The organism is Commensalibacter sp. ESL0382, from assembly GCF_009725775.1.
GTDB lineage: Bacteria > Pseudomonadota > Alphaproteobacteria > Acetobacterales > Acetobacteraceae > Commensalibacter > Commensalibacter melissae.
Genome location: NZ_WNII01000011.1, coordinates 254,766 through 278,256 on the forward strand (window position 1 = coordinate 254,766; position 23,491 = coordinate 278,256).

A 23,491-nucleotide genomic window follows, 5' to 3' on the forward strand; every position below is an offset into this window, starting at 1 on the left:
TTAATTACATTACATTTAAAAAACAATGAACTCTGTAAACTATAAATATTTGTTACTTATCTGGCTTATCTCCAATACACTATTATCCGCAACAATTGTGAAATATGTTGCCTCAGTTGGTATTATGGATAATCCAAACCAACGGAGTTCTCATACATTTCCAATACCAAAAGGCGGTGGGATAGGTATCATTTCCGCCTTTTTAACTGCCAATATAAGTTTTATTTACTTAATTAACCAGCATTATTCTTTATCAATCATAGGTTTATTATCAACCATTACATTCATATCATTATTTTCGTGGCTGGACGATATCAAACAATGGTCAGCCTTATCCAAACTGGCAATTCAGTTTATTGCATCCATAAGTGTTTGTATTTTTGTCTTTCCAGCCTCTTTCTTAGAAAGCCATTTATATTTACTTCCTTTTTTTATAATCTGGCTTGTTTATATAACTAATGCTTATAATTTTATGGATGGTTTAAACGGTTTGGCTGCTGGAGTTGCCGCAATCTGCTGCCTGTTTATTTATTTTTATAGCACAAATCTGGAAAATAAAATTTTTGCATTATCCCTGTTGACTGGATTGCTCGGTTTTCTTCCTTTTAATTTTCCAAAAGCTGAAATTTTTATGGGAGATGTCGGCAGTCAAGCTTGCGGTTTGATATTGGCCTCTTTTGCCATTATTCCCTTAGGCACAGCGATCAACCCAGACTTTGTCACCTTAATTTCTCAAAATATAATAATATTTTTTCTTTTGTTTGGTTTCATTTTTGATGTGACTTTTACATTAATACGTAGAATAATTAACAAGGAACCTTTTTTACAAGCACATCGCAGCCATTTATATCAAATGGCACATCGCAGTCATATTTCTCCGATTTTAATCACGTTTATAGAATGTTTATTTTGCATTTGGGGTGGTTTTTTATTCTATATATTCCCCCTTACTTCATTGCAAAACATTGAACTCGCGTGCTCGCTACTGATTTTGCCTCAACTTATCTGGACTTTATTCATTCTTTACAAAACACAGTCTTTAAATATAAAAAAATGGTAACTGTATGATATCCAGTTACCATTTCCAAAAATTCAAACAACTATTTTTTCATTTTATCTAGTTGTTCACCATTTAATTCATCTGCAGTCATATGACTTTTATTTGCAGATTTCTTAATGTTTTTTTCTTTCTGCTTGTCAGCTTCAGCTGCTTTTTGCAAATGTTTATCAACAAATTTAATTTCAAAACCTGCAGGTGCACCGGCCAATCTTCCGCCAACAGTGTTTGTATCCATTTTAATGATAACATTCTTTGCATTTTTTAGATTTCCAGCCCCTACACCAACACCAGCTGTGGCTTCACCCGTAGCGGCAGCATATTTTCCAGCAAAATCATATATATTTTTTAACTGAAAAACACGTCCTGTTGCTTGAGATTTTGAAAAACCTAATGCAACAACATCACCACCCTTTATCTTGAACTTGTAAACATGTCCCCTATAATGAAGAATACCATCTCCCCAAGTATAACCAACGCCTAAATCTGCTGAATGAAAGGTCATAGTCACCGTACCTACGGATTTTTCAGAAGATGCAGCAGCTTGATGAACACGTTTGTGATGATTGGCCGCAAATACTGGATTAATTAAAAAAGACGATCCAATCAGAGTAGCGGCAAAGAGTAAGTTATTATTTTTCATTATGATTTCCCCAAATAGTTTCTGTACTATAATAACACTTACCTGGAAATAAATAAATATATTAAACTACATTCTCATTTTGGGTATTAAATAAAAAAGCAGTTATTAAATTAATAACTGCTTTTACAACATATATAGTAATTGTTATATAACCATTATTATTGCTTCACAGCTTCGCTCATAATGGATTGAATATTCTGCAAATATTCATAACCTTCTTCTGTACGCTGCACTAATACAGAGCGACGATCCATAGGGTCTGTTTTTCTACCTAGCAAATTGAGTTCTTCCAATCGATCCAGAGCTCTTGTGATAGCCGGTTTTGAAACTCTTAGAGCCGCTGCCAGTCCACGAACAGTCTGAACTGTTTCATTCAAATAACAAATCAAGAAAACAGCCAATTGACGTGCTGACAAGTCAGGTTTATCCTGACGTAACATTGTCGTGATTGTATTCTGGAGAATAACAATCTGTTGTTCAAAAGGGATTTTTTTAGAAGTCATTTTATAACCTTTGAATAATTACTTACATATAACGTTGTGTCAGTTAAACAAATGAGTATTATGACTTAAAATATCAACCTTCTCTACAAAAAATTATAACAAATTAATTACAATTAATTTGACACACCAAAAAAACATAGGAAAAGTAATAAAAATTTCTCATTGAAAAATTAGTTTATTAAGCTTTAAGCTTTATTTACCTCCTTTTTATTTTGATAATAAAATTATTTTACTCCTTTTTTTGATTTTGTAACTATATAATAACAAAAAGTAATAAAAATAAACCAAGCGCTTCCGATATATAATGCCATACGCGTGTCAAACTGTATCATTAGCGTCAATAACGTGAAAAAAATAAAAATTATGCAAAGAATACAGGAGATATATCCACCAGGTAATTTAAAGAAAGAACTCATGTGTTTATGAAGATGTTTTTTTCTATACTGGATATAGGACAGTAATATTAGCAACCAGGTAAATAATGAAATAATTGTCGCAACGGAAGCCACCAAAGTAAAAATTTCAATAATACTTTTATTATTAAAAAGTAATAAGATGACTGAAGTTAATAAACATAAGCAAGAAAATCTCAGACCATTTATCGGTATAGAATGTTTAGATAATTTCCCAAAAAAAGCAGGCGCTTTATTAAGTCTTGCCAAACCATATAACATACGGCTACTGGAAAATACCCCGCTGTTTGTGGATGATGCCGCTGACGTAATCACAACAATATAGACTATTGCAGCAGCTGCAGGGAGACCAGCAAACAAAAACAACATGATAAATGGACTTTTGGATGGATTGATACTTTGCCAAGGAATAACCGCCATAATAACCATTACAGAAAATACGTAAAACATCAAAATTCTTAAAGGGATATTATTAATGGCCTTGGGTAAATTTTTTTCCGGATCTTTAGATTCAGCCGCAACAGTACCAATAAGTTCAACTCCAATAAAGGCAAAGGTGGCACTTTGAAATCCAGCCAAAAACCCCTCAAATCCATTAGGAAACAAATTGCCATGATTCCATATGTTTTTTACAGAGGTCACGTCTCCTGATGGAGAACGAAAACCCGTAACGATAAAAAAGATACCAACAAGAATTAAAACAATAATGGCTAGAATTTTGATAATGGCAAAACTAAATTCCATTTCACCAAATATTCGAACAGTCAAACGGTTTAAAATATAAAATATTGCGATACAGCATAGAGCCGGTATCCAAGAATACAAATTGGGATAAAATATTTGCGTATATCCTGAAATGGCAATTAGATCTGCAATACCAATGACAATCCAGCACAACCAGTAAGACCAACCCAAAACAAAGCCGCAACAAGGTCCAAGCAATTCTGTAACAAAATCTACAAATGATCTGTATCGTAAATCAGATAAAAGAATTTCGCCCAAGGCACGCATTACAAGGAATACAATAATACCAATAATACAGTAAATAAAAATAATAGAGGGACCAGCAAGTGAAATCGTATTAGCCGCTCCCATAAAAAGACCAGTGCCTATACACCCTCCAATTGCAATTAACTGCATATGTCGGTTACTCAAATTTCTTTTTAGTTCTGTATCTATACCCTGACCCATAAAAAACCTTTATTACATTGATTTTTCAAACGTGTTTGAAAATGATTAATTTTTTGCAAGCAATAAATTAATCATTTAATTATTAATTAAAATAAAATCTCAAAACAATTGTAATTTATAATTATCATTGAATGATTATCTAATTAATTTATCTATTATCCTGTACGCTTATCAAAAACAGCTGATATAAATTACCTATAATGACACAAATCAAAGCAATACTTGGACCAACAAATACTGGCAAGACCTATACAGCCCTTGAACGCTTGCTTGCTTATCCTTCCGGAATCATTGGATTTCCCCTAAGGCTTCTTGCCAAGGAAAACTATGAGCGAATGGTTAAAATCAAAGGGAAAAAAAATGTCGGGCTTATAACAGGTGAGGAAAAAATTGTTCCACCCCAGGCAAAATGGTTTTCCTGCACTGTTGAGGCAATGCCCGTTCATATACCCGTTGATATTGTCATCATTGATGAAATTCAGCTTTGTTCAGATCCAGATCGTGGACACATTTTTACCCACCGGCTTCTTCATTGCCGCGGAACATATGAAACAATTTTTCTCGGGGCTGATACAATCATCCCTATTTTGAAAAAACTTGTTCCATCTATCGAAATACAAACACGGCCAAGACTTTCATCATTAGTATATAATGGATTTACCAAATTAACAAAATTACCACCACGTTGTGCAATTGTTGCCTTTTCAGCCCATGAAGTTTATGCCATTGCAGAATTGGTCAAGCGTCAAAAAGGTGGATGTGCAATTATCATGGGAAGACTTTCTCCCCGTACCCGTAATGCACAAATGGAACTTTATCAAAATAAAGAGGTTGACTATTTGATTGCCACCGATGCAATTGGCATGGGTTTGAATATGGATGTCAATCATATCGCTTTTGTGAATTTATCAAAATATGATGGACGACAGATGCGTAATCTCTATCCAAGTGAAATTGCTCAAATTGCAGGTAGGGCTGGGAGAGGCTCAAGGGATGGAACATTTGGCATAACCGCGAATTGTCCAATAATTTCTGATAAAATTGTCAATGCCATAGAAAATCATGCTTTCGATCCCATAAAACAAATTTATTGGCGTAATCATGATCTCGATTTTCAAAATCCCCTGACACTTTTTTCCACCTTAACCACACCTTCACTGTTTCCACAGCTTATAACTGGTCAATATTCCTCTGATCTTAAAAACCTATCTTATCTTATCCAAGACCATGAAGTACGTTCAATATGTACGTCACAATTTAAAACTGAATTGTTATGGGAATGTTGTCAAATACCCGACTTTAAAAAAATTAGCAGTGAATATCATGCACGGATATGTAAACAAATTTTCCTTTTTTTGATCAAACAAGGCCATATACCTGAAAATTGGATTGATCAGCAAATTCAACAGCTAAATCATTTGCAGGGGGACATCGATACTTTAATGCAGAGACTTGCCAGTATTCGTATCTATTCATTTTTAACAACAAAAAATAATTGGGTAGAATCATCATCTTATTGGCACGCCCAAACAAAAGAGATAGAAGAAAAACTTTCCGACGCGCTACATGACAGTTTGGTATCAAAGTTCGTTAATCAAAGGGTCACAAACCTTATCCATCATTTATCTCACTCTAAACAAATAAATGCCTTTACCTCTATAACAAATGAAGGGAATATTTCAATTGATGGCGAGTTTATTGGTAAAATTCGGGGATTTTGTTTTCAACTTCCGGATTCAATCCAAAAAGAAGAACGCTCTTTTATTTTAAAAAAAATTAATAAATCGATTGAAAAATTTATCCCTCAACAGGTTAATCGATTAATTCACGATAATAATAAAGAATTTACGATAGATCATGATAAAAAAATTATATCATGGCAAAAATCACCAATCGCTCAATTAAAAAAAGGCAAGGATTTTTTTCATCCAGATATCTGCCTTTTAAATAAGGATTTAATTCAACAAGTTTTTCAAAATTTAATCTTGAGAAGATTGAAAGAATTTTTAGAAAATTATAATCGAAGATTATTTCCAAATTTTTTTAATGCCTTGGATAATGATAACAACACATCAGAACTACGTGGAATTCTGCATCAACTTTATGAAAATGGTGGCATTTTATGGACTGAACAATATTTAAATTTGTCAAAAGACACAATTAAACAATTGAAACATTACAAAATTCATTATGGAAATCACGCAATTTATATCGAAAACCTTTTCAAAGAAAAACAATATTATTTACGACATACACTCCTCACACTCAATGAACAGATTGCTAATCCTGTTTTACTTTCACCTAAACAAGTTGCTTATTCAACTTCTACGAAAATGAACAAAAATCTTGTTGCCAAGATGGGATGGCTTGTTGCCAATAAACAGATCATCAGATTGGATATTGCAGAAAAATTGACGTTCAAGCTTAAGAAAGCGTCAAAAAAACATCCTGTTTGTTTTCATAAAAAATGGATAGCACCTGTTCCATATTATAATGATAATATTATTCCACTACTTAAATCGCTAAAATTGCAACCCAAAAAACCTGAAAAATTATCATATGAAAAATTTGGCCCTCCAGCACCCTTATTAATTAAGAAAATTAAAATAAAAAAACAGCGCAAAATTAAACATATGACGCATCTTACCCAAGATAATCCATTTAACATTCTTAAAAACCTACTTTTGAATCGTACATGAACTATCAAACTGAGCTAACCTGTCAACGTATTGACATCTGGCTTTGGCATGCTAGAATATATAAATCCCGATCGATCAGTCATTTCTCGATTAGATACAAAATTATAAAAATAAATTCAAAATCAGTTATCAAACCTGCAACTTTAATAAAAAAAGACGATATCATTACCATTCCCTGGAACAACAGTAGCAGGGTAATACAGATCTTGGGTTTTTCAACCCGAAGAGTTTCAGCAAAATTATGTCACTCTTTATACAAAGAAATTCTTGAAAAATAGATTCTGATGTAATAAAGAAAATGAATAATTTTCTTGTTAGTCATCAAGATGATACCTAACTTATATAAGTAAGCTATTTTATATAATTAAGAAAAACAATTATTTAGGGAAAAACCCTTATTTAACTAGTATGAATCGGAGAAAACAATGGCCTATGTGGTCACAGAAAACTGTATCCGCTGCAAATATATGGATTGTGTAGAAGTATGTCCCGTCGACTGCTTCTATGCGGGTGAAAATTTTCTAGTTATAAGCCCAGAAGAATGTATCGATTGTGGAGTATGTGAACCTGAATGCCCTGCAGAAGCTATATTCCCTGACAGTGATGATCGTTCTACCGACTGGATTGAGATCAATGCTGAACTGTCCAAAACATGGCCAAACATTACAAGAAAAGAAAATACACCTTCGGATGCTGATGAATGGAACGGAAAGCCTGATAAAAAAGATATGCTTTCCCGGGAACCGCATAAAAGCTAATGTATATCAGTCTTTAATCAATAAAAAACCCTTTATCATTTGATAAAGGGTTTTTTTATAACTTGATTTCATTTTGCCCCATAATGATTTACAGGACAAAACGTAAATATAATTATCGAGACATCATGTTATAACTTGCATTATGCATTACGAATAACGTTCCAAATACAATAACGATTGCTACGAAAAGCGAAAATGCATAACTTACCAAATCAACACGTTTTTCTGGAGACACACTGACATGCAAGAAGAATACTGACTGAACAATAATTTGTAATGCTGCCAATACCCCAAGCGTAGTTGCAGTAGCCATCGTTGAAAACATATGTTCCATAACGATATAAAAAGCAATTACCGTAAGGATGATCGATAATACATACCCGACTATATAGGATGCTACAGAGCCGTGTCCTGCCTCCTCTGAGGCTGTAGTGTGATTTTCTGTCATTATGCCATACTCAACAGGTAAACGAAACTAAATACGCAAATCCAAACAATATCCAAGAAATGCCAAAATAAACTCATACAAGCCAATCTTGGCATCATTGTTTTGTTTAGACCCTTTGTTACCAATTGAATCATCAGAACCGTCATCCAAATCAGACCCAAAGTAACATGTAAGCCATGCGTTCCAACAAGTGTAAAGAATGCCGACCAATAAGCGCTGACGGTTGGTGAGGCACCATGTTGAACAAAAGCGATAAACTCTTGAACTTCCAAAACAAGGAACCCTAAACCAAGAATGGCTGAGACCACCATCCATAAAAGTGTTCCATTGTTACTGTTACGACGCGCCTGAATCATCGCGAAACCGAAGGTAAGTGAACTTGTCAACAGCAAGGCAGTTTCAATAGCCACTCGTCCCAGTTCAAACATTTCTTTACTGGTTGGTCCACCAGCAAACTGATTTCTTAAAACCGCATAACTGGTAAATAAACACCCAAAGACAATGCAGTCCGACATCAAATACATCCAAAAGCCAAAGAATGAATGATTTTCATGCTCATGTTCGTGTTCATGAACATTTTGTGAAGTATTTGACATCGTTGTACTCATATTCTCAGCCATTATTCAGCCACCTGTGTCATAAGTTTACGAGAATGTTCTTTTTCAATACGTTCAACTTCTGAAGCAGGAATGACATATTCTTTATCATCTTTAAAGCTATAGCCAATAGCTAATACAAAATTCAGAATTACGGTAACAATCACAAGCCACCAGATATGCCAAACTGCCGCAAATCCCAGAACCAATGCAAACATGCCATGCCAAAAACCTGCAGACGTGTTTTTGGGCATAAGAATATCCTTATAGGTTTCAGACGTACGACGTGTATCAATTCCATGCTCTTTATTATATGCATAAGCATCACGTGATTGAACAACTGGAATATGAGCAAAGTTATAAACAGGAGCTGGAGAAGAAGTTGACCATTCAAGACTACGACCATCCCATGGATCACCCGTTACATCAATATTTTCAGGTTTTTTCGCGTTAATAATACCAAGGAAAATCTGTAATAATTGGCAAACAACACCACAAAGGATACAAAATACACCAACACAGGCAATCTGTAACCAGAAATGCCAATTGGGATTGTCATAATGATTCAAACGACGAACCATTCCATCAAATCCGGTAATGTATAATGGAACAAATGAAAGGAAGAATCCAAAGAACCAGAAAAAGAATGCGGCCTTACCAAGTTTCTGACTCATCTTGAAACCGGTTACTTTTGGAGCCCAAAAATTCATTCCCGCGACATAACCAAAATAAACACCACCAATAATAGTATTATGGAAGTGAGCAATCAAGAATTCACTATTATGCAAAACGAAATCACTGGCTGGAATTGCAAGCATAACCCCGGTCATACCACCAATAACGAAAACAATCATAAATCCGATTGTCCAATACATTGGTGCAGTAAATTCGATACGTCCTCTAAACATGGTAAAGAGCCAGTTAAAGACCTTAACTCCTGTTGGGATGGCAATGATCATCGTCATGATACCAAAAAAGGTATTAACATTTGCTCCGGCACCCATTGTAAAGAAGTGGTGAACCCAAACCAGCAAGGACAAGGTCGTAATCGCCAAACTTGCATAAACCATTGTTGCATAACCGAATAATGGTTTTTTGCAAAATACAGGAACAACTTCCGAGAAAACACCAAAGGCAGGAATTACAAGAATGTAAACTTCAGGATGTCCCCATGCCCAGATCAGATTCAAATACAACATTACATTTCCACCACCATCATTGGTAAAGAAATGCATTCCACAATAACGATCCAGTGCCAATTCAGCCACAGCTACTGTCAAGGCAGGGAATGTCGTAAAAATCATGATACAAGATGCAATAACAGTCCATGTGAAAACAGGAACACGCATCCATGTCATTCCCGGGGCACGCATTTTGACAACTGTAGTTATAAAGTTAACAGCGGTCAAAAGCGTTCCAACACCGGAAATCTGAACAGCCCAGATATAATAGTCTACCCCTACGCCAGGACTGAACTGCAATTCAGAAACAGGTGGATAGGCCAACCAACCAGCAGTCGAGAAATCACCAATAAACAAAGAGATGTTAACTAGTATAGCACCAGCAGTCGTTAACCAAAAACTTAATGAGTTAATAAATGGAAAAGCGACGTCACGGGCACCAATCTGCAAAGGAACGATAAGGTTAAATAAACCCTGCATAAATGCCATGGCCATGAAGAAAATCATGATTGTACCATGAGCAGTGAAAATTTGGTCATAATGCGATGGAGGCAGGTAACCAGGACTATTATAAGCCATGGCCTGTTGCAGACGCATCATGATAGCATCCGCAAATCCACGGAATAACATAACAAGTGCAAGCACGATGTACATTATACCGATACGCTTGTGATCAACCGAGAAAAGCCAGTTTCTGAACAATACACCCCATTTACCATAGTATGTGATCGCTCCTAAAACAGCCAATCCAACAATAACTACCCCAATAAATGTCCCTACCAATATAGGTACATGATATGGAATAGCCGAAAGACTTAATTTACCTAACATTTATCTATTCCTCTGCGTGCTTCATTTCACCAGATTGACTTGAGCTCATATGAATCATTTGCCCAGTAGCTTTATCCATAACCATACCATTGTTATATTTTGCTATGATTGTATCGAATAAAACCGGTTCAACATGAGCATAGTATTCAACTGGATTTTTAATACTATCTTCATGCAGTTTAGCATATGTTTCATTGTTCAAGTCTTGAGAAGACGCACGAACTTTTTCAATCCAGTCCTGAAATCCCTTTTCATCTTTAACCAATGTACGGAATTTCATATCTGAATATCCAGCACCACTGTAATTATTGGATTCCCCAAAATAATCACCTTCTGTAGAAGCCAATAAATGCAATTGAGTTTGCATACCGGCCATTACATAGACTTGTGACCCTAGCTGCGGAATCCAAAAAGAGTTCATTGTCGCATCGGATGTTAATCGGAAGGAAACTGGTGTATTAACAGGTACCACCAATTGATTAACTGTGGCTATACCATATTCAGGATAAATAAATAACCATTTCCAGTTTAACGCAACAACCTGAACATCAATTGGCTTGACTTGTGGATTATCAGCAGGTGCAGCGATTGGTTTATAAGGATCCAATTCATGAGATGAAACAAATGTTTTATATGCAAGAAAAGCAATCAAACACATTGGAATTCCCCACATACATATTTCAATCGGAAGTGAGAAATCCCATTTTGGTGAATATGTCGCACTGGTATTTGATGCACGATAACGTCTTGCAATAATTAAGGTTGCAATAATAACGGGAATAACAACGCAAAGCATTGCCCCTACCGTCATCATAATCAATTCTTTCTCACTTTGTCCTATCGGTCCTTTTGGATCAAATAAAACCAAGTTACATCCACCCAACATAAGAGTAGATGTTAAACCCACTACCGATAATGTAATTTTCGGTAATAATTTTTTCATTCTATGCCTCGTTGATTCTGACATCGCTCAACTCATCAGCGTGTTTATTTTATAAAACTTCTTTTTAATTGAGAAATCATATAAAAAAACAGTTTTATATTATTAAATTTTTACATAAAATTCATTCTTCATAAAAAGACCACAATTTTTTCTAAATTTAGACATATAATCATGATCTTAGTATAATGTTATTTTATATCTAATTGTTTACTATAAATAACATCCCATTACAACTCACTTTATAAGCAAGCACTTATTTTAAATATTGATTATGGATTATACCTATAGTCAAAAAAATAGTGCTGAAAAAAAACAGCACTATTTTCAACATTCATAAAACTGTTATTTTAAGCCTAGTTATCGTTTTGACGAACACCCATGAATTGCAGCATAAACTGAAACAGGTTGATAAAATTCAAATACATACTTAATGCATCATAAACGCTGGCTTTAAGTACGATATCAGACCCTTCATATTGATAGAGATTTTGATATGAAAGCTTAATACGTTGAGTATCCGTAGCGGCAAGACCTGTAAAAATGATCACTCCAACTATATTAATGATTAATCCTAGTTGTCCGCTTTTGAAAAAAATATTCGCAACCATGGCTAAAACAAGACCAAACAGGCCCATTCCTAAAAAAGAACCAATACCTGTCAAATCTTTGTGAGTTGAGTATCCCCACAAAGACATTCCTGCAAACATACCTGCTGTGACTACAAACGTCCTTACGATGGATTCACCTGTATATACATAAAAGATATTTGCCATACTAACGCCCATGACACCACAAAATACCCAGAAAAGCGTTTGTGCAGCTTGCGTTGAAAGACGATTGACCCCAAAGGACATTACCAATACAAATGCCAATGGTGAAAAAATAGCGATATAACCCAATAATGTTGGAGTGATTCCAATGGTTCTGTACCCCATCACTACCGGATGATAAAATATATCACCTAAAGATGTGTTAACAACCAAATATGAAACTAATGCAGTTAGCAACAACCCTGATGCCATCCAATTATAGATACGAAGCATATAATTTCTAAGACCTGCATCATATGCAACTTTGGCATTGACATTGGTCATATTGTTATAAGAATCAGGACGAAATACCATTTACTTTACTCATTAAAATTTTCATAGACTTATATAATATATTTCATTTACAGCCCAAATATCAAGCATTGAAAAAAAATATGTTATATTCATAATTAATACGCAAAGAGTTGAATTATAAAAACAGAATTGATCATATGCGCTTATTTATAGGTATTGATTTCCCAGATTATGTAACTCGCCATTTAAGTCAATTAAGAGGTAGTTTGACCTATGTAAGATGGTATGACCCTGGGACTTACCACCTCACACTAAATTTTATAGGTGAAATTAATGACTATGATCTGTTGAATGATCTTGATTTAACACTTGAAAAAATATCGCCCCCTTCATTCAATTTGACAATTGATAAGGTTAATCTATTTCAAACAGCATCCAATACCCAAATATTATGGGCGGGGATCCAGCCTTCGGAGAGTCTGGTTCATTTACGTAAAAAAGTGGAACAAATCTTAAGACAATTAGAAATCAAAACTCAAAAACAAAAATTTGTTCCCCATATTACACTGGGGAAAGGTTCTTACCTTCCTCAAGAACATATCAAACAATGGTTGAATCATTATAACCTGTTAAAAATTCCCGATATTGAAATAACCCACTTCTCATTGTTCAGCTCGTATCCTGGTAAGGAGCAGCCCAATTACATAATTGAGAAAAATTATCCATTATCTTTTCAAACTTAAGATTTTTTGAATTTACCAATCAGATTAATCATAAAACTAGCATACTGGACTTCACAACAAACAAAATGATCCGTTTTATCCAGTTTCAAACTCGCCAATCCAAAATCGTGATAAATGGTCAGGTATTTTTTTCCCGCACCCCAAAAACCAATAGACCGATTTTCCTGTAACGCCAAATCCCTAAGACGCCAGATAGTATTGACAATTTCACGTTCATTACCCACGGGATCTCCTATTCCGACTAAAAAATTATCCTTACGAATAAAAGGTATAGCCGTTCCCTCCTTTGAGCAGATCAAGATACCATTCGGTTTAATATCATCCAGTAATTTATTGTCTGTATCAGACATAACCCGATATAATTCTTTAGTTTCCCCTGACCAGGGCCATGAAACTATTTTTGCTGGAAGCATCAGTTTAAACAATATTAAAATTCCGCTTATTCCCACCACTGCAATAATTATTTTTGTTGCGATTGAAATATTGCCAGAGAAAAAAACCTGAACAACTCCATATTGAGCAATTGATTGCGGGATTAACCAGTTTATTATCAATACAGTGGTTAAAAATAAAATAACCTCTACTATAATTTTGCTGGAAAACGGTGCATCCGTTAAACTGGCTGATCGATAATAACATTTTCTAAACGGAGCAATAAAAAACGCAACCAAAGTCAGTATGGCCGGAATAATGAGATAAGTTCCCATAATCAACGTAATTACTGCTGATGCAATTAAAATACAAAGACTTAATCCCCATGCGAGTGTAATTCTACGGACTAATGACACCGTAAGAGTTAACAGGATAAAACCTAAAAACGATAAAATATAATCGCCTGTAAGTTCAATAAATAATGAAAAAGTTCCTGCATCGTGAAGAATCAATCCTGAATCAAACAAAGGCACAGCCAGATCAATCAAAGCGCAAATAAAAACTGCCGCTGCTGCAATGGCTACAGAAAAAGCCGCATCACTCTCCCGCAGATTTTCATCAATGAATAGAGATGGATTGAATCGTAACAAATTCTTTTTTCTGGGCTTATCAAATATGGATTTGCTTCTAATTAAAATTTCATGCACTGCAAACATACTGCCTGCAATAAACAATGGTATTAAATAATACAAAAACCGGAAAACAAATATAACACACATAATATTGGCCATTGGCATATAATTTTTTAAAGCCAATATCATGCTGCCCTCAAACACCCCTGCACCTCCAGGTACACTTGATATTAACCCGGCAATATAAGAAGCGATATAAATCGCCATAAAAGACATAAAATCAAGTGCAGGATAACCGATCATGATTGAATGAGACGGCACGACACAATAAGGGATTGCAGCCGTTATTATAACTTCAGCAGTTGCGACAACAATTTGTGAAATAGCCATGGATGGTCGAGGAAACGATAAAGTATATTTCCAGACTTTTAACGTGTTGCATCGGAATGAAAGAAAAATATAACCAAAGACCCCTAACCACGCGACAATTCCGATAAAAATAAATATCCAGCCTGGCAATGCCTGCCCAATGATTGGTAATGAATTCGATTTAAATATTAATAACGCGCCTACTAGCACCGCAACACCTATAAAATAGGTAATGGAACAAAAGGCGATAACCTGAAGGATTTCTAAAGGCTTAAGCCCCCAACTCCCATATAACCGGAAACGAACCATTGCTCCAGAAACTGCCGATAAACCAATATTATGTGAAAGCACATAGGAACAAAAAGATGCAAAGGCAGTTTTCAAAAAAGACAAGCGGTATCCAATTTGTCTAACAGCCATTTTATCATAAAACGACAGGACAAAAAATGACAATAAGGTGCACGCTCCAGCCATTAACAAGGAAAAAGTGGGAATTTGTTCAAAAGATAGCTTAATCTCTTTCAGGCTGAGATGTTTGAATTCCTTTTGCACAACATAAATTGCAGCCATGAATAACAAAACACCAAGAATACGAGAACAATATTTTAAATGAATCTTCCAACCCGTGTTTTTATAATGTTTCCCATCATTCTGGGTGTTATTGAGTTTTTCGAAATCCGATGGCTGCATGAATCTTCTATGTTATAATTGATAAAGCAAAATCTTTCGATCTTCTTATATTTATCTTTTTACCGCCTTGTTAATCAACTCTATTGTTTCTTTTATTCCATATACGGCGATAAACATTCCGAAACGTGGCCCATCTTTTTGTCCGAGTAACACTTCATAAAGACAACCAAACCAATCCCTTAACGGTTCAAATTCGTATTTTTTACCGATTGCAAACACCAAATTTTGTAAAATATCAGGTTTATGCTCTTCCGCTGGCAATTTCTTCAATTCAACAGATAACTCAATCAAAGCCCTTGCCTCTCGTTCATCCGGTGTACGATAAACCTTATGGGGACGAATGAAATCAGCATAATATGCCAGGGCATTCTCTACTAGCTGAGCCAACATGGTGTTATTGTCTGGCGATACAGATTCATCATATCGTTTAAGAAATCCCCATAATATTTCGGCTCTTTCCGCATTCGTAACACTGGCAAGATTTAATAACATTGCGAATGAAATTGGACTTCCCGCTTTTTTTGGTAAAACACCTCCATGTATGAACCAGGCAGGATTAGCATATTTCTTTTCTTTTTCAACGGGTCCGACACTATCATCTCCCCGCTCTGATTTCTGCCAATTTTCAACATGTTTAAGATATTCATCTGTAGTCTTGGGTATAACATCAAAAAATAATCTTTTCGCCCGTCTAGGTGCATTAAACATATATTGCGCAAGACTTTCCGAGGGACCATATCGCAACCATTCTTCAATCGACAGTCCATTTCCTTTCGATTTTGAAATTTTTTGCCCCTGATCATCAAGAAATAATTCATATGTTAGATTGGCTGGTGGAGTGCCACCAAGAATTTTACAAATCTTGCTTGAAAGTCGAACACTGTCAATCAGATCCTTTCCTGACATTTCATAATCTACCCCCAAGGCATACCAGCGCATTGCCCAATCAGCTTTCCATTGTAATTTTGCATATCCACCTGTAACAGGGGTTTCAAAAAGCTTGCCATTCCCATCACGCCATTGAATAGTTCCAGATACCGGATCAATTTTTTCCATAGGAACTTGCATAACAATTCCCGTTTCAGGATGGACAGGTAACACAGGGGAATAGGTGGCCCGTCTTTCTTCTCTCAGTGTCGGTGCAATTACAGCAACTATCTTGTCGTGAACTTCCAATATTCTTTTCAAAGCGGAATCGAATTTTCCTGATTGATAATATTCTGTTGAGGAGGCAAATTCATATTCAAATCCAAAATGATCAAGAAAGGAACAAAGTTGGGCATTATTATGTGCACCAAAAGATTCATGTGTTCCAAATGGATCAGGTATACTTGACAAAGGTTTTCCTAAATGTTCTTTTAACATTTCCTGATTAGGTACATTTTCTGGAACTTTACGTAAACCATCCATATCATCTGAAAATGCAAGAATGACCGCTTTTTTCCCTGTCAGGGCCTGATATGCCTGGCTGACCCAAGAAGTGCGAGCCACTTCGCCAAACGTTCCGATATGCGGTAAACCAGAAGGACCATATCCTGTTTCAAGCAAGGCGGGTTTATCCGATTTATCTTTTTTATTCCGAACATGTTCAGCCAATTTTACGGCTTCCTCGAAAGGCCATATTTTGGGTATTGAAGTAAAAGAAGAAAAATCGTTTATTGTCATTATTTTACAGCCACTATAAAAATGCCTGCCCTCTGATTAAATATGGATTTAAAAAACTATTATCTGTTAGATTAACAGGATAAAAATCAATATATTATCATATACGTATGAATTGTTAGAAAATAAATGGTTTTAAAAGATTATTCCGCATTAATTATTCATGATAATCAGTTTTCATTATTTAATACGGATGGAGAAATTCTTAATTTACCGTTACAGACATTGATTGCTGAACTTGAACAAACAACTGAATTGCTGATCATACACAAATCTTATACCTACCGTAAACTAAAATCCCCAAAAACCATTCATACTGACCGGTGGCTTGATTTGCTTGAACTTGCCGCATTTGTATTTCCCGTTCAATCCTTCGGCTATACAGTCACAAATTTTGCCAATGCATTAAAAATCCCCATGCCTTTAAATCCTGAAGCTGATTTTTTAATAATTATCTGCGATTATCTTATCCTAAAATTCAAGGAAGAATATAATCATGGCAACAAAGACCTGATTGCCGCTCGGCTAGCGGCCCTCTATCATGCACAATGGTTATGGGCTCCAATATTATTATCTGCACTTGATATTTCTCTACCGTTACCAGCGCAACAACTGCAAGCTTCTGACGCGCTCAGAATATGGCAACGATTACCAAAATGGCAAGAACTTTCCCCACGTCCCCAACCCAGCCAATTTCCTGTCAAACGCCAGGAAACCTTTAATCGTTTGGCCGAAATTCTGGGACCTGGCGCTGAAGATCGAGCTGGACAAATTGATTTTACAGATGTTGCCCGTTATGCATTTGAACCTTGTGTGGAACAGGGAAAACCCAATATTGTATTAGCCGAGGCAGGAACAGGTACAGGAAAGACCTCTGCCTATATTGCTCCAGCAAGTTTATGGGCTGAACACAATAAAGGAACAGTTTGGATAAATACCTACACGCGCCATTTACAAAGGCAAATCGAACATGAATTCCATCATCTTTATCCAGATCCTGTCACCCGCAAGAAAAAAATTGTTGTCCGAAAAGGTAGAGAGAATTATTTATGTTTATTAAATTTAGATGAATATATTACGCTTCATTTCAATAAAAATGATGGTAACGGTAATAATATCGCCATTATTTTATTATGCAACTGGGCTGAACAAAGCAATGATGGTGATCTTTTTGGAGGTGACCTGCCCAACTGGTTCCATGATCTTTTTGACAACAGAATATTATCTATTCTTGCTGAAAGACGCGGTGAATGCATTCATGCAAGTTGCCCACATTACCAGACTTGTTTTGTTGAACATTCCATTCGCAGAGCCCAAAATGCAGAAATTGTTATTGCAAATCACGCCCTGGTCATTAACCACTTTGCCTGGTCTTTAGATAATGCCTCTCCTGAATGGGAAAGTAATCTACCGTCCCGCTTGATTTTTGACGAGGCCCATCATATATCGGATGCAGCCGATTCAGCTTTTTCAACCGCTTTCTCGGCTACTGAAACCAGCGAATTGAGACGATGGCTATTAGGAAATGAAGGAAACAATACACGTTCAAAAGGATTGAAAAAGCGTATTCATGACGTAATTATTGGCAATAAAGCGCTTGAAAAGGATTTGGAAGAAATTATTGATTCCGCCTTTATTTTACCCCCCTTAAATTGGTCAAGTCATCTTGCATCATTTCATGACAATAAGGATGAAAACCTAACCAATTTATCTGAGCGTTTCTTTTACCTCATATATCAGCAAATACAAGCCCGTTTTTCCCGTAACCAAATTATCAATCAGTCCTACGCGGAAACAAGACAATATGAATGCGATCTCTATCCGCTATTACCGGAATTAGTTGCACTTGTACCAAATTTAATTCAATCCTTTCAAAAATTGCTAAACTGTCTTTTAAAATTTACACGCAATATAGAAACCAAATTAAATAATGAAAAAGACTCTCTGGACAAAATGTCCCTTGAGAGACTTGAGACAACTCACGCAACATTAACCCGGAAAGCGGTTACTCCCTTAAATCTATGGTTGGATCTTTTGACTTCATTGAATAAACCAGAACATTCCAATAGCCAACCTAAAACTCATGTTTCATTTCTGAAATCTGAACATAAGAATAAAAATATAACAGACGTAGGTTTATTTCATCATTGGCTTGACCCAACCATTCCATTGATGAAAATGCTGGCACCTTCAATACAAGGTATGCTTTTCACCTCTGCAACCTTACGCGATGAAAGTAACAATGACACAGAAGCATCCTGGCAAGCAGCCGAACAAAGAGTTGGGACAGAACATCTTCCCGTTCAACCTCTTAGAGCTGCATTAAGTTGTCCCTTCAATTATGACAAGCAAGCCCGTGTTTTTGTAGTTAATGACATTAATATTCATTCCATCAATGAAGTGGCCCATGCCTACCTGCATTTATTCAAGGCCTCCAAAGGTGGTGCATTGGGATTGTTTACAGCAATTCATCGGTTACGTGCAATTTATCACCAGATTAATGAATCTTTGGAAAAAAATAATATTTCTCTTTTTGCACAACATATCGATCCATTGAGTAATAATAGTCTGGTTGAATTGTTTAAAAATGATATGCGCTCCTGTCTATTGGGTACTGATGCCATGCGGGATGGAATCAATATTCCAGGTAATTCTTTACGCCTTGTTGTATTTGAAAGAATACCCTGGCCTCGCCCTGATATTCTTTATCGAGAAAGAAGAAAGTATTTTTATAAAGACAAACCCGATCTTTATGATGAGCAAATTGTTCGCTTGCGCTTAAGACAGGCTTTTGGCAGATTGATACGTAATCAATCAGACAAGGGAATTTTTATTATTTTGGACCGTCGTACACCAACTCGTGTATTGTCCGCTTTCCCAAAAAATGTTCCGATACGAAGACAGAGCCTACAAGAGGTAATCAATCAGACGACCCTTTTTATGAAAAATAAATCATCATAAACAACAAAACCAGCTCTTTATCAAAAGAGCTGGCTTGCTTACGGTAAATAGATAACTCTAATACCAGTAATCGTATGCTTCGATCTTACAAAGGCTTGAGATTAGCTGCAGCAGCTTTACCTCTTTCTGTTACAATATCATAGCTTACACGCTGATTTTCCTTCAAATCACGAAGTCCAGCAGCCTGAACAGCTGTAATATGCACAAAAACGTCCTTGCCACCTTCTTCAGGGACAATAAAACCAAATCCTTTTGTAGGATTAAACCATTTCACGGTTCCAGTATACATTATAACCGCGCATCCTTATCATATATAGAATATCAAGCCTTGAAACATAGACCTGATATAGAGTTAAAATCAAAACGAATAAATCGTTTACCTATTCAGAAAGAAAACTTTCATGAGACTATTTGACACATAAAATAAATAAACTGTCAATATAATTATTATTTATTAAATAAAAAAAACATATATATTGTAAATTTAATATAAAATATAAATAAATTTTTAGTATTTATTAAAATTTTAGAATATTTATTTATTATTTAGAATAAAACACTTAAAAAATATATCGCAACATTTCATTTACAATATTATTCAAGACTATTTAATATGGTTAATTTAATAATTACTACTTCATAATTGTGACCAAATATTCACATATATAAAAAGGTTACTGCCATTATTGGCAGTAACCTTTCAGGATAAGATAATTATTTAGTTATTATCCTTTGTGCAATAAGGGAGAAATTAGAAATCCATTCCACCCATACCGCCCATGCCACCCATACCTGCAGGCATTTCAGGAGCTTTTTTCTCTGGACGTTCTGCAACCATCGCTTCAGTTGTAATCAACAGACCGGCTACAGAAGCCGCATCTTGTAAAGCGCTACGAACAACCTTTGTCGGATCAATGATACCGGCCTGAACGAGATCCTTATATTCTCCAACCTGAGCATCAAAACCGAAATTATATGAGTCATTTTCAAGAACTTTACCAGCGATAACCGCACCGTCTTCACCAGCATTTTCAACAATTTGGCGTAATGGGGTTTGCAATGCCTTGCGAACAATATCAACACCAACACGTTGATCATCATTTTCGTGAGTATGATTGGAAAGTCTTAAGGATGCACGTGCCAATGCGGTACCACCACCTGGAACAATACCTTCCTCAACTGCTGCACGAGTTGCATGAAGAGCATCATCCACACGATCACGACGTTCCTTAACTTCCACCTCTGTAGATCCACCAACGCGGATAACAGCAACACCACCTGCTAATTTAGCAAGACGTTCCTGTAATTTCTCACGATCATAATCTGAGGTTGTCTCTTCAATCTGAGCACGGATTTGGTTACAACGTCCCTTGATTTGATCAACGTCACCAGTACCTTCAACGATTGTTGTGTTTTCCTTATCGATATGAACTTTTTTAGCGTTACCAAGCATTTTAATTGTAACGTTTTCAAGTTTAATGCCGATATCTTCACTTACAACCTGACCACCGGTTAAAATGGCAATATCTTCAAGCATTGCCTTGCGACGATCACCAAAACCAGGCGCTTTCACAGCAGCAATTTTTAAGCCACCACGCAACTTGTTAACAACCAAGGTTGCCAATGCCTCACCATCAACATCTTCAGCAATAATCAACAACGGACGACCGCTTTGAACAACACTTTCCAACAAAGGCAACATTGGCTGTAAAGATGAAAGCTTCTTTTCATGGATCAAGATTAAAGGATTATCAAGATCAGCGGTCATTTTTTCTGCGTTTGTAACGAAATATGGAGAAATATAACCACGATCAAATTGCATTCCCTCAACAACGTCGAGTTCTGTTTGCAACCCTTTGGCTTCCTCAACAGTGATAACGCCCTCTTTGCCAACTTTTTCCATGGCTTTGCTGATCATATCACCAATTTCTTTTTCACCATTTGCAGAAATGGTTCCAACCTGAGCAATTTCGGATTGGGTAGAAATTTTCTTTGTTTTTGCCTTCAATTCTTCAACAACGATTGAAACCGCCTTATCAATCCCGCGTTTCAGATCCATAGGATTCATACCGGCAGCAACCGATTTTAACCCCTCACGAACAATCGCTTGAGCTAAAACTGTGGCGGTTGTTGTTCCGTCACCGGCAACATCATTGGTTTTTGAAGCAACCTCGCGAACCATCTGGGCGCCCATATTCTCAAACTTGTCAGCAAGCTCGATTTCTTTTGCAACAGATACACCGTCCTTGGTAATACGGGGCGCACCAAAGCTTTTATCAAGAACAACGTTACGTCCTTTTGGACCCAAGGTTACCTTAACTGCATCAGCCAGAATATCAACACCACGTAACATACGTTGACGTGCATCAGCACCAAATCTTACATCTTTGGCTGCCATAATCTTAATCTCCTACAAGAAATTCTTAAAAAAAAAGTCAAAATCAAAAGCTAATGAAAAAATTGCGGATTAACCTACAATTCCCATAATATCGCTTTCTTTCATAATCAAAAGCTCTTCGCCATTTAATTTGACTTCGGTCCCAGACCATTTACCGAATAAAACTTTATCACCTTTTTTAACATCCAGAGGAACAATTTGTCCCTGCTCATTACGAGCTCCCGGACCTACGGCAATGACTTCGCCTTCTTGAGGTTTTTCTTTTGCTGTATCTGGAATGATAATTCCACCGACAGTTTTTTCTTCGCTGTTTAGCCGACGAACGACTACACGGTCATGTAATGGACGAAAATTCGTCATTTGGATCGCTCCATAATTTCTATATAATGCCCTTAATCAAAGCAGCATTATGGGTTTTAACTACGCGCGTTTTTGCCGCGTTACTCCAAATATTACAGTGGCATTATTGCCACTTATATTTGGTTTTAAGGTAACCATAATCATGTACAATGTCAACTAAATTTAATTCCTATGCACAGATATAAGTTACTTAAATTTTATCGATTGATTTATTGTGTATAATTACAATATATTTTAAAGAATAATACTTATTAAGTAAGTTGCTTACAAAAGATTTTATCACATAACATAACGTGCTTTCAGACTTAAATCTCTTTTTCCGTAACCTCATATCGTCTTATGAATGCTAAAAATAAAAAAAATCTTCTTTTGAAAATTGGTCAGGAATTTTTTGCAAGCCAAGGTTTTACAAATGTTGGTTTAGCTGAAATTCTCAAACAAGCAAATATTCCCAAAGGCTCATTCTATTATTATTTCAATTCCAAGGAAGATTACGGCGTTCAGGTCATTGATCACTATATTGACAATTATATAATGGCTCTTCAGTCCTTACTTAAGTCTTCTTCACTTTCAGGAAAAGATCGTCTACTTAAATATTGGGAAAAATGGCAATTTTCACAATGCGACAATAATTTTGAGGGACATTGTCTTATCGTTAAATTAAGTTCTGAGGTGACGGATTATTCCGAACCGATGCGTAAGGCATTCTGTAGAGGAACCGACCGGATATTATCCCTTATCGCACAAATTATTGCCATAGGCCAAAAAGATAATTCCATTCATAATCAGGCTGACAATTTTTTTATAGCTCAACAACTATATCAACAATGGTTGGGGGCAAGTTTAATGGTGAAAATACAAAAACGGTCTACAGCATTTACTATCGCTCTCCATTTCACAAACTTTCTTCTTGACAATAATATTTAATTTTTCATAGATTAATAGACGACCGGTCTACTATTTTTTAAAAATATAAT

General features: G+C 35.9%; 20 protein-coding genes. 7 read left to right on the forward strand and 13 right to left on the reverse strand.

Features of this window, described 5'->3' with window-relative positions; genetic code table 11:
• The first annotated feature begins 25 nt into the window (after positions 1-25).
• Entirely contained in the window at positions 26-1,060 is a 1,035-nt protein-coding gene (locus GM552_RS05440; protein WP_155565602.1) for a UDP-phosphate alpha N-acetylglucosaminyltransferase, read from the forward strand.
• 40 nt (positions 1,061-1,100) lie between these two features.
• On the opposite strand, the gene GM552_RS05445 is transcribed toward GM552_RS05440, so the two are convergent.
• From GM552_RS05445 to GM552_RS05455, 3 genes are all read right to left on the reverse strand, one after another.
• Complete coding sequence (locus tag GM552_RS05445; protein WP_155565603.1) at positions 1,101-1,700, reverse strand: hypothetical protein; 600 nt, start codon at positions 1,698-1,700, stop codon at positions 1,101-1,103.
• Between the two features lie 158 nt (positions 1,701-1,858).
• The gene (locus GM552_RS05450; protein WP_155565604.1) at positions 1,859-2,203 is read right to left on the reverse strand and encodes a MarR family transcriptional regulator; all 345 of its coding nucleotides are present in this window, start codon (positions 2,201-2,203) and stop codon (positions 1,859-1,861) included.
• Between the two features lie 224 nt (positions 2,204-2,427).
• Positions 2,428-3,807 (reverse strand): amino acid permease, encoded by a 1,380-nt coding sequence (locus GM552_RS05455; RefSeq protein WP_155565605.1) that lies wholly within the window; start codon positions 3,805-3,807, stop codon positions 2,428-2,430.
• Positions 3,808-4,007: 200 nt separating this feature from the next.
• On the opposite strand from GM552_RS05455, the gene GM552_RS05460 reads away from it, so the two are divergent.
• From GM552_RS05460 to fdxA, 3 genes are all read left to right on the forward strand, one after another.
• Positions 4,008-6,506, forward strand: coding sequence for a helicase-related protein (locus tag GM552_RS05460; protein ID WP_155565606.1), 2,499 nt, complete (start codon positions 4,008-4,010; stop codon positions 6,504-6,506).
• Positions 6,503-6,784: an RNA-binding S4 domain-containing protein gene (locus GM552_RS05465; RefSeq protein WP_155565607.1), complete on the forward strand. Its 282-nt coding sequence runs from the start codon at positions 6,503-6,505 to the stop codon at positions 6,782-6,784. Before GM552_RS05460 ends, GM552_RS05465 begins: the two co-directional genes overlap by 4 nt.
• Before the next feature lie 147 nt (positions 6,785-6,931).
• Positions 6,932-7,264, forward strand: a complete 333-nt coding sequence (fdxA, locus tag GM552_RS05470) for a ferredoxin FdxA (RefSeq protein ID WP_155565608.1) — start codon at positions 6,932-6,934, stop codon at positions 7,262-7,264.
• Between the two features lie 112 nt (positions 7,265-7,376).
• On the opposite strand, the gene cyoD is transcribed toward fdxA, so the two are convergent.
• The 5 genes from cyoD to GM552_RS05495 form a co-directional block, all read right to left on the reverse strand.
• Positions 7,377-7,712 carry a cytochrome o ubiquinol oxidase subunit IV gene (gene cyoD / locus GM552_RS05475; protein WP_110438187.1) on the reverse strand — a complete coding sequence of 112 codons (336 nt, stop codon included), beginning with the start codon at positions 7,710-7,712 and terminating at the stop codon, positions 7,377-7,379.
• Positions 7,712-8,332 carry a cytochrome o ubiquinol oxidase subunit III gene (gene cyoC / locus GM552_RS05480; RefSeq protein WP_196424137.1) on the reverse strand — a complete coding sequence of 207 codons (621 nt, stop codon included), beginning with the start codon at positions 8,330-8,332 and terminating at the stop codon, positions 7,712-7,714. The genes cyoD and cyoC overlap by 1 nt, the downstream gene beginning before the upstream one ends.
• Entirely contained in the window at positions 8,332-10,320 is a 1,989-nt protein-coding gene (gene cyoB / locus GM552_RS05485) for a cytochrome o ubiquinol oxidase subunit I (RefSeq protein WP_155565609.1), read from the reverse strand. Before cyoB ends, cyoC begins: the two co-directional genes overlap by 1 nt.
• Positions 10,321-10,324: 4 nt before the next feature.
• Positions 10,325-11,287 carry a ubiquinol oxidase subunit II gene (cyoA, locus tag GM552_RS05490; protein ID WP_370533598.1) on the reverse strand — a complete coding sequence of 321 codons (963 nt, stop codon included), beginning with the start codon at positions 11,285-11,287 and terminating at the stop codon, positions 10,325-10,327.
• A gap of 329 nt (positions 11,288-11,616) precedes the next feature.
• Entirely contained in the window at positions 11,617-12,387 is a 771-nt protein-coding gene (locus tag GM552_RS05495; protein WP_122123732.1) for a Bax inhibitor-1/YccA family protein, read from the reverse strand.
• A 137-nt stretch (positions 12,388-12,524) separates the two neighbouring features.
• Between GM552_RS05495 and thpR the strand changes: the two genes are divergently transcribed.
• A complete protein-coding gene (thpR, locus tag GM552_RS05500; protein WP_155565610.1) occupies positions 12,525-13,070 on the forward strand; it encodes an RNA 2',3'-cyclic phosphodiesterase in 546 nt (181 codons plus the stop codon).
• Here the strand turns inward: thpR and GM552_RS05505 are convergent.
• Positions 13,067-15,133: a lysylphosphatidylglycerol synthase domain-containing protein gene (locus GM552_RS05505; RefSeq protein ID WP_155565611.1), complete on the reverse strand. Its 2,067-nt coding sequence runs from the start codon at positions 15,131-15,133 to the stop codon at positions 13,067-13,069. The genes thpR and GM552_RS05505 overlap by 4 nt on opposite strands.
• A 51-nt stretch (positions 15,134-15,184) precedes the next feature.
• Positions 15,185-16,798, reverse strand: coding sequence for a lysine--tRNA ligase (locus GM552_RS05510; RefSeq protein ID WP_155565612.1), 1,614 nt, complete (start codon positions 16,796-16,798; stop codon positions 15,185-15,187).
• 126 nt (positions 16,799-16,924) lie between these two features.
• On the opposite strand from GM552_RS05510, the gene GM552_RS05515 reads away from it, so the two are divergent.
• A complete protein-coding gene (locus tag GM552_RS05515; protein WP_155565613.1) occupies positions 16,925-19,756 on the forward strand; it encodes an ATP-dependent DNA helicase in 2,832 nt (943 codons plus the stop codon).
• A gap of 85 nt (positions 19,757-19,841) precedes the next feature.
• On the opposite strand, the gene GM552_RS05520 is transcribed toward GM552_RS05515, so the two are convergent.
• From GM552_RS05520 to groES, 3 genes are all read right to left on the reverse strand, one after another.
• On the reverse strand, positions 19,842-20,045 hold the full coding sequence (locus GM552_RS05520) for a cold-shock protein (protein ID WP_110438195.1): 204 nt from the start codon (positions 20,043-20,045) through the stop codon (positions 19,842-19,844).
• A gap of 462 nt (positions 20,046-20,507) precedes the next feature.
• A complete protein-coding gene (gene groL, locus GM552_RS05525; RefSeq protein ID WP_110438196.1) occupies positions 20,508-22,154 on the reverse strand; it encodes a chaperonin GroEL in 1,647 nt (548 codons plus the stop codon).
• Between the two features lie 69 nt (positions 22,155-22,223).
• Complete coding sequence (groES, locus tag GM552_RS05530) at positions 22,224-22,514, reverse strand: co-chaperone GroES (RefSeq protein ID WP_110438197.1); 291 nt, start codon at positions 22,512-22,514, stop codon at positions 22,224-22,226.
• Positions 22,515-22,853: 339 nt separating this feature from the next.
• Between groES and GM552_RS05535 the strand changes: the two genes are divergently transcribed.
• Positions 22,854-23,441: a TetR/AcrR family transcriptional regulator gene (locus GM552_RS05535; RefSeq protein WP_122123737.1), complete on the forward strand. Its 588-nt coding sequence runs from the start codon at positions 22,854-22,856 to the stop codon at positions 23,439-23,441.
• The last annotated feature ends 50 nt before the right edge of the window (positions 23,442-23,491 follow it).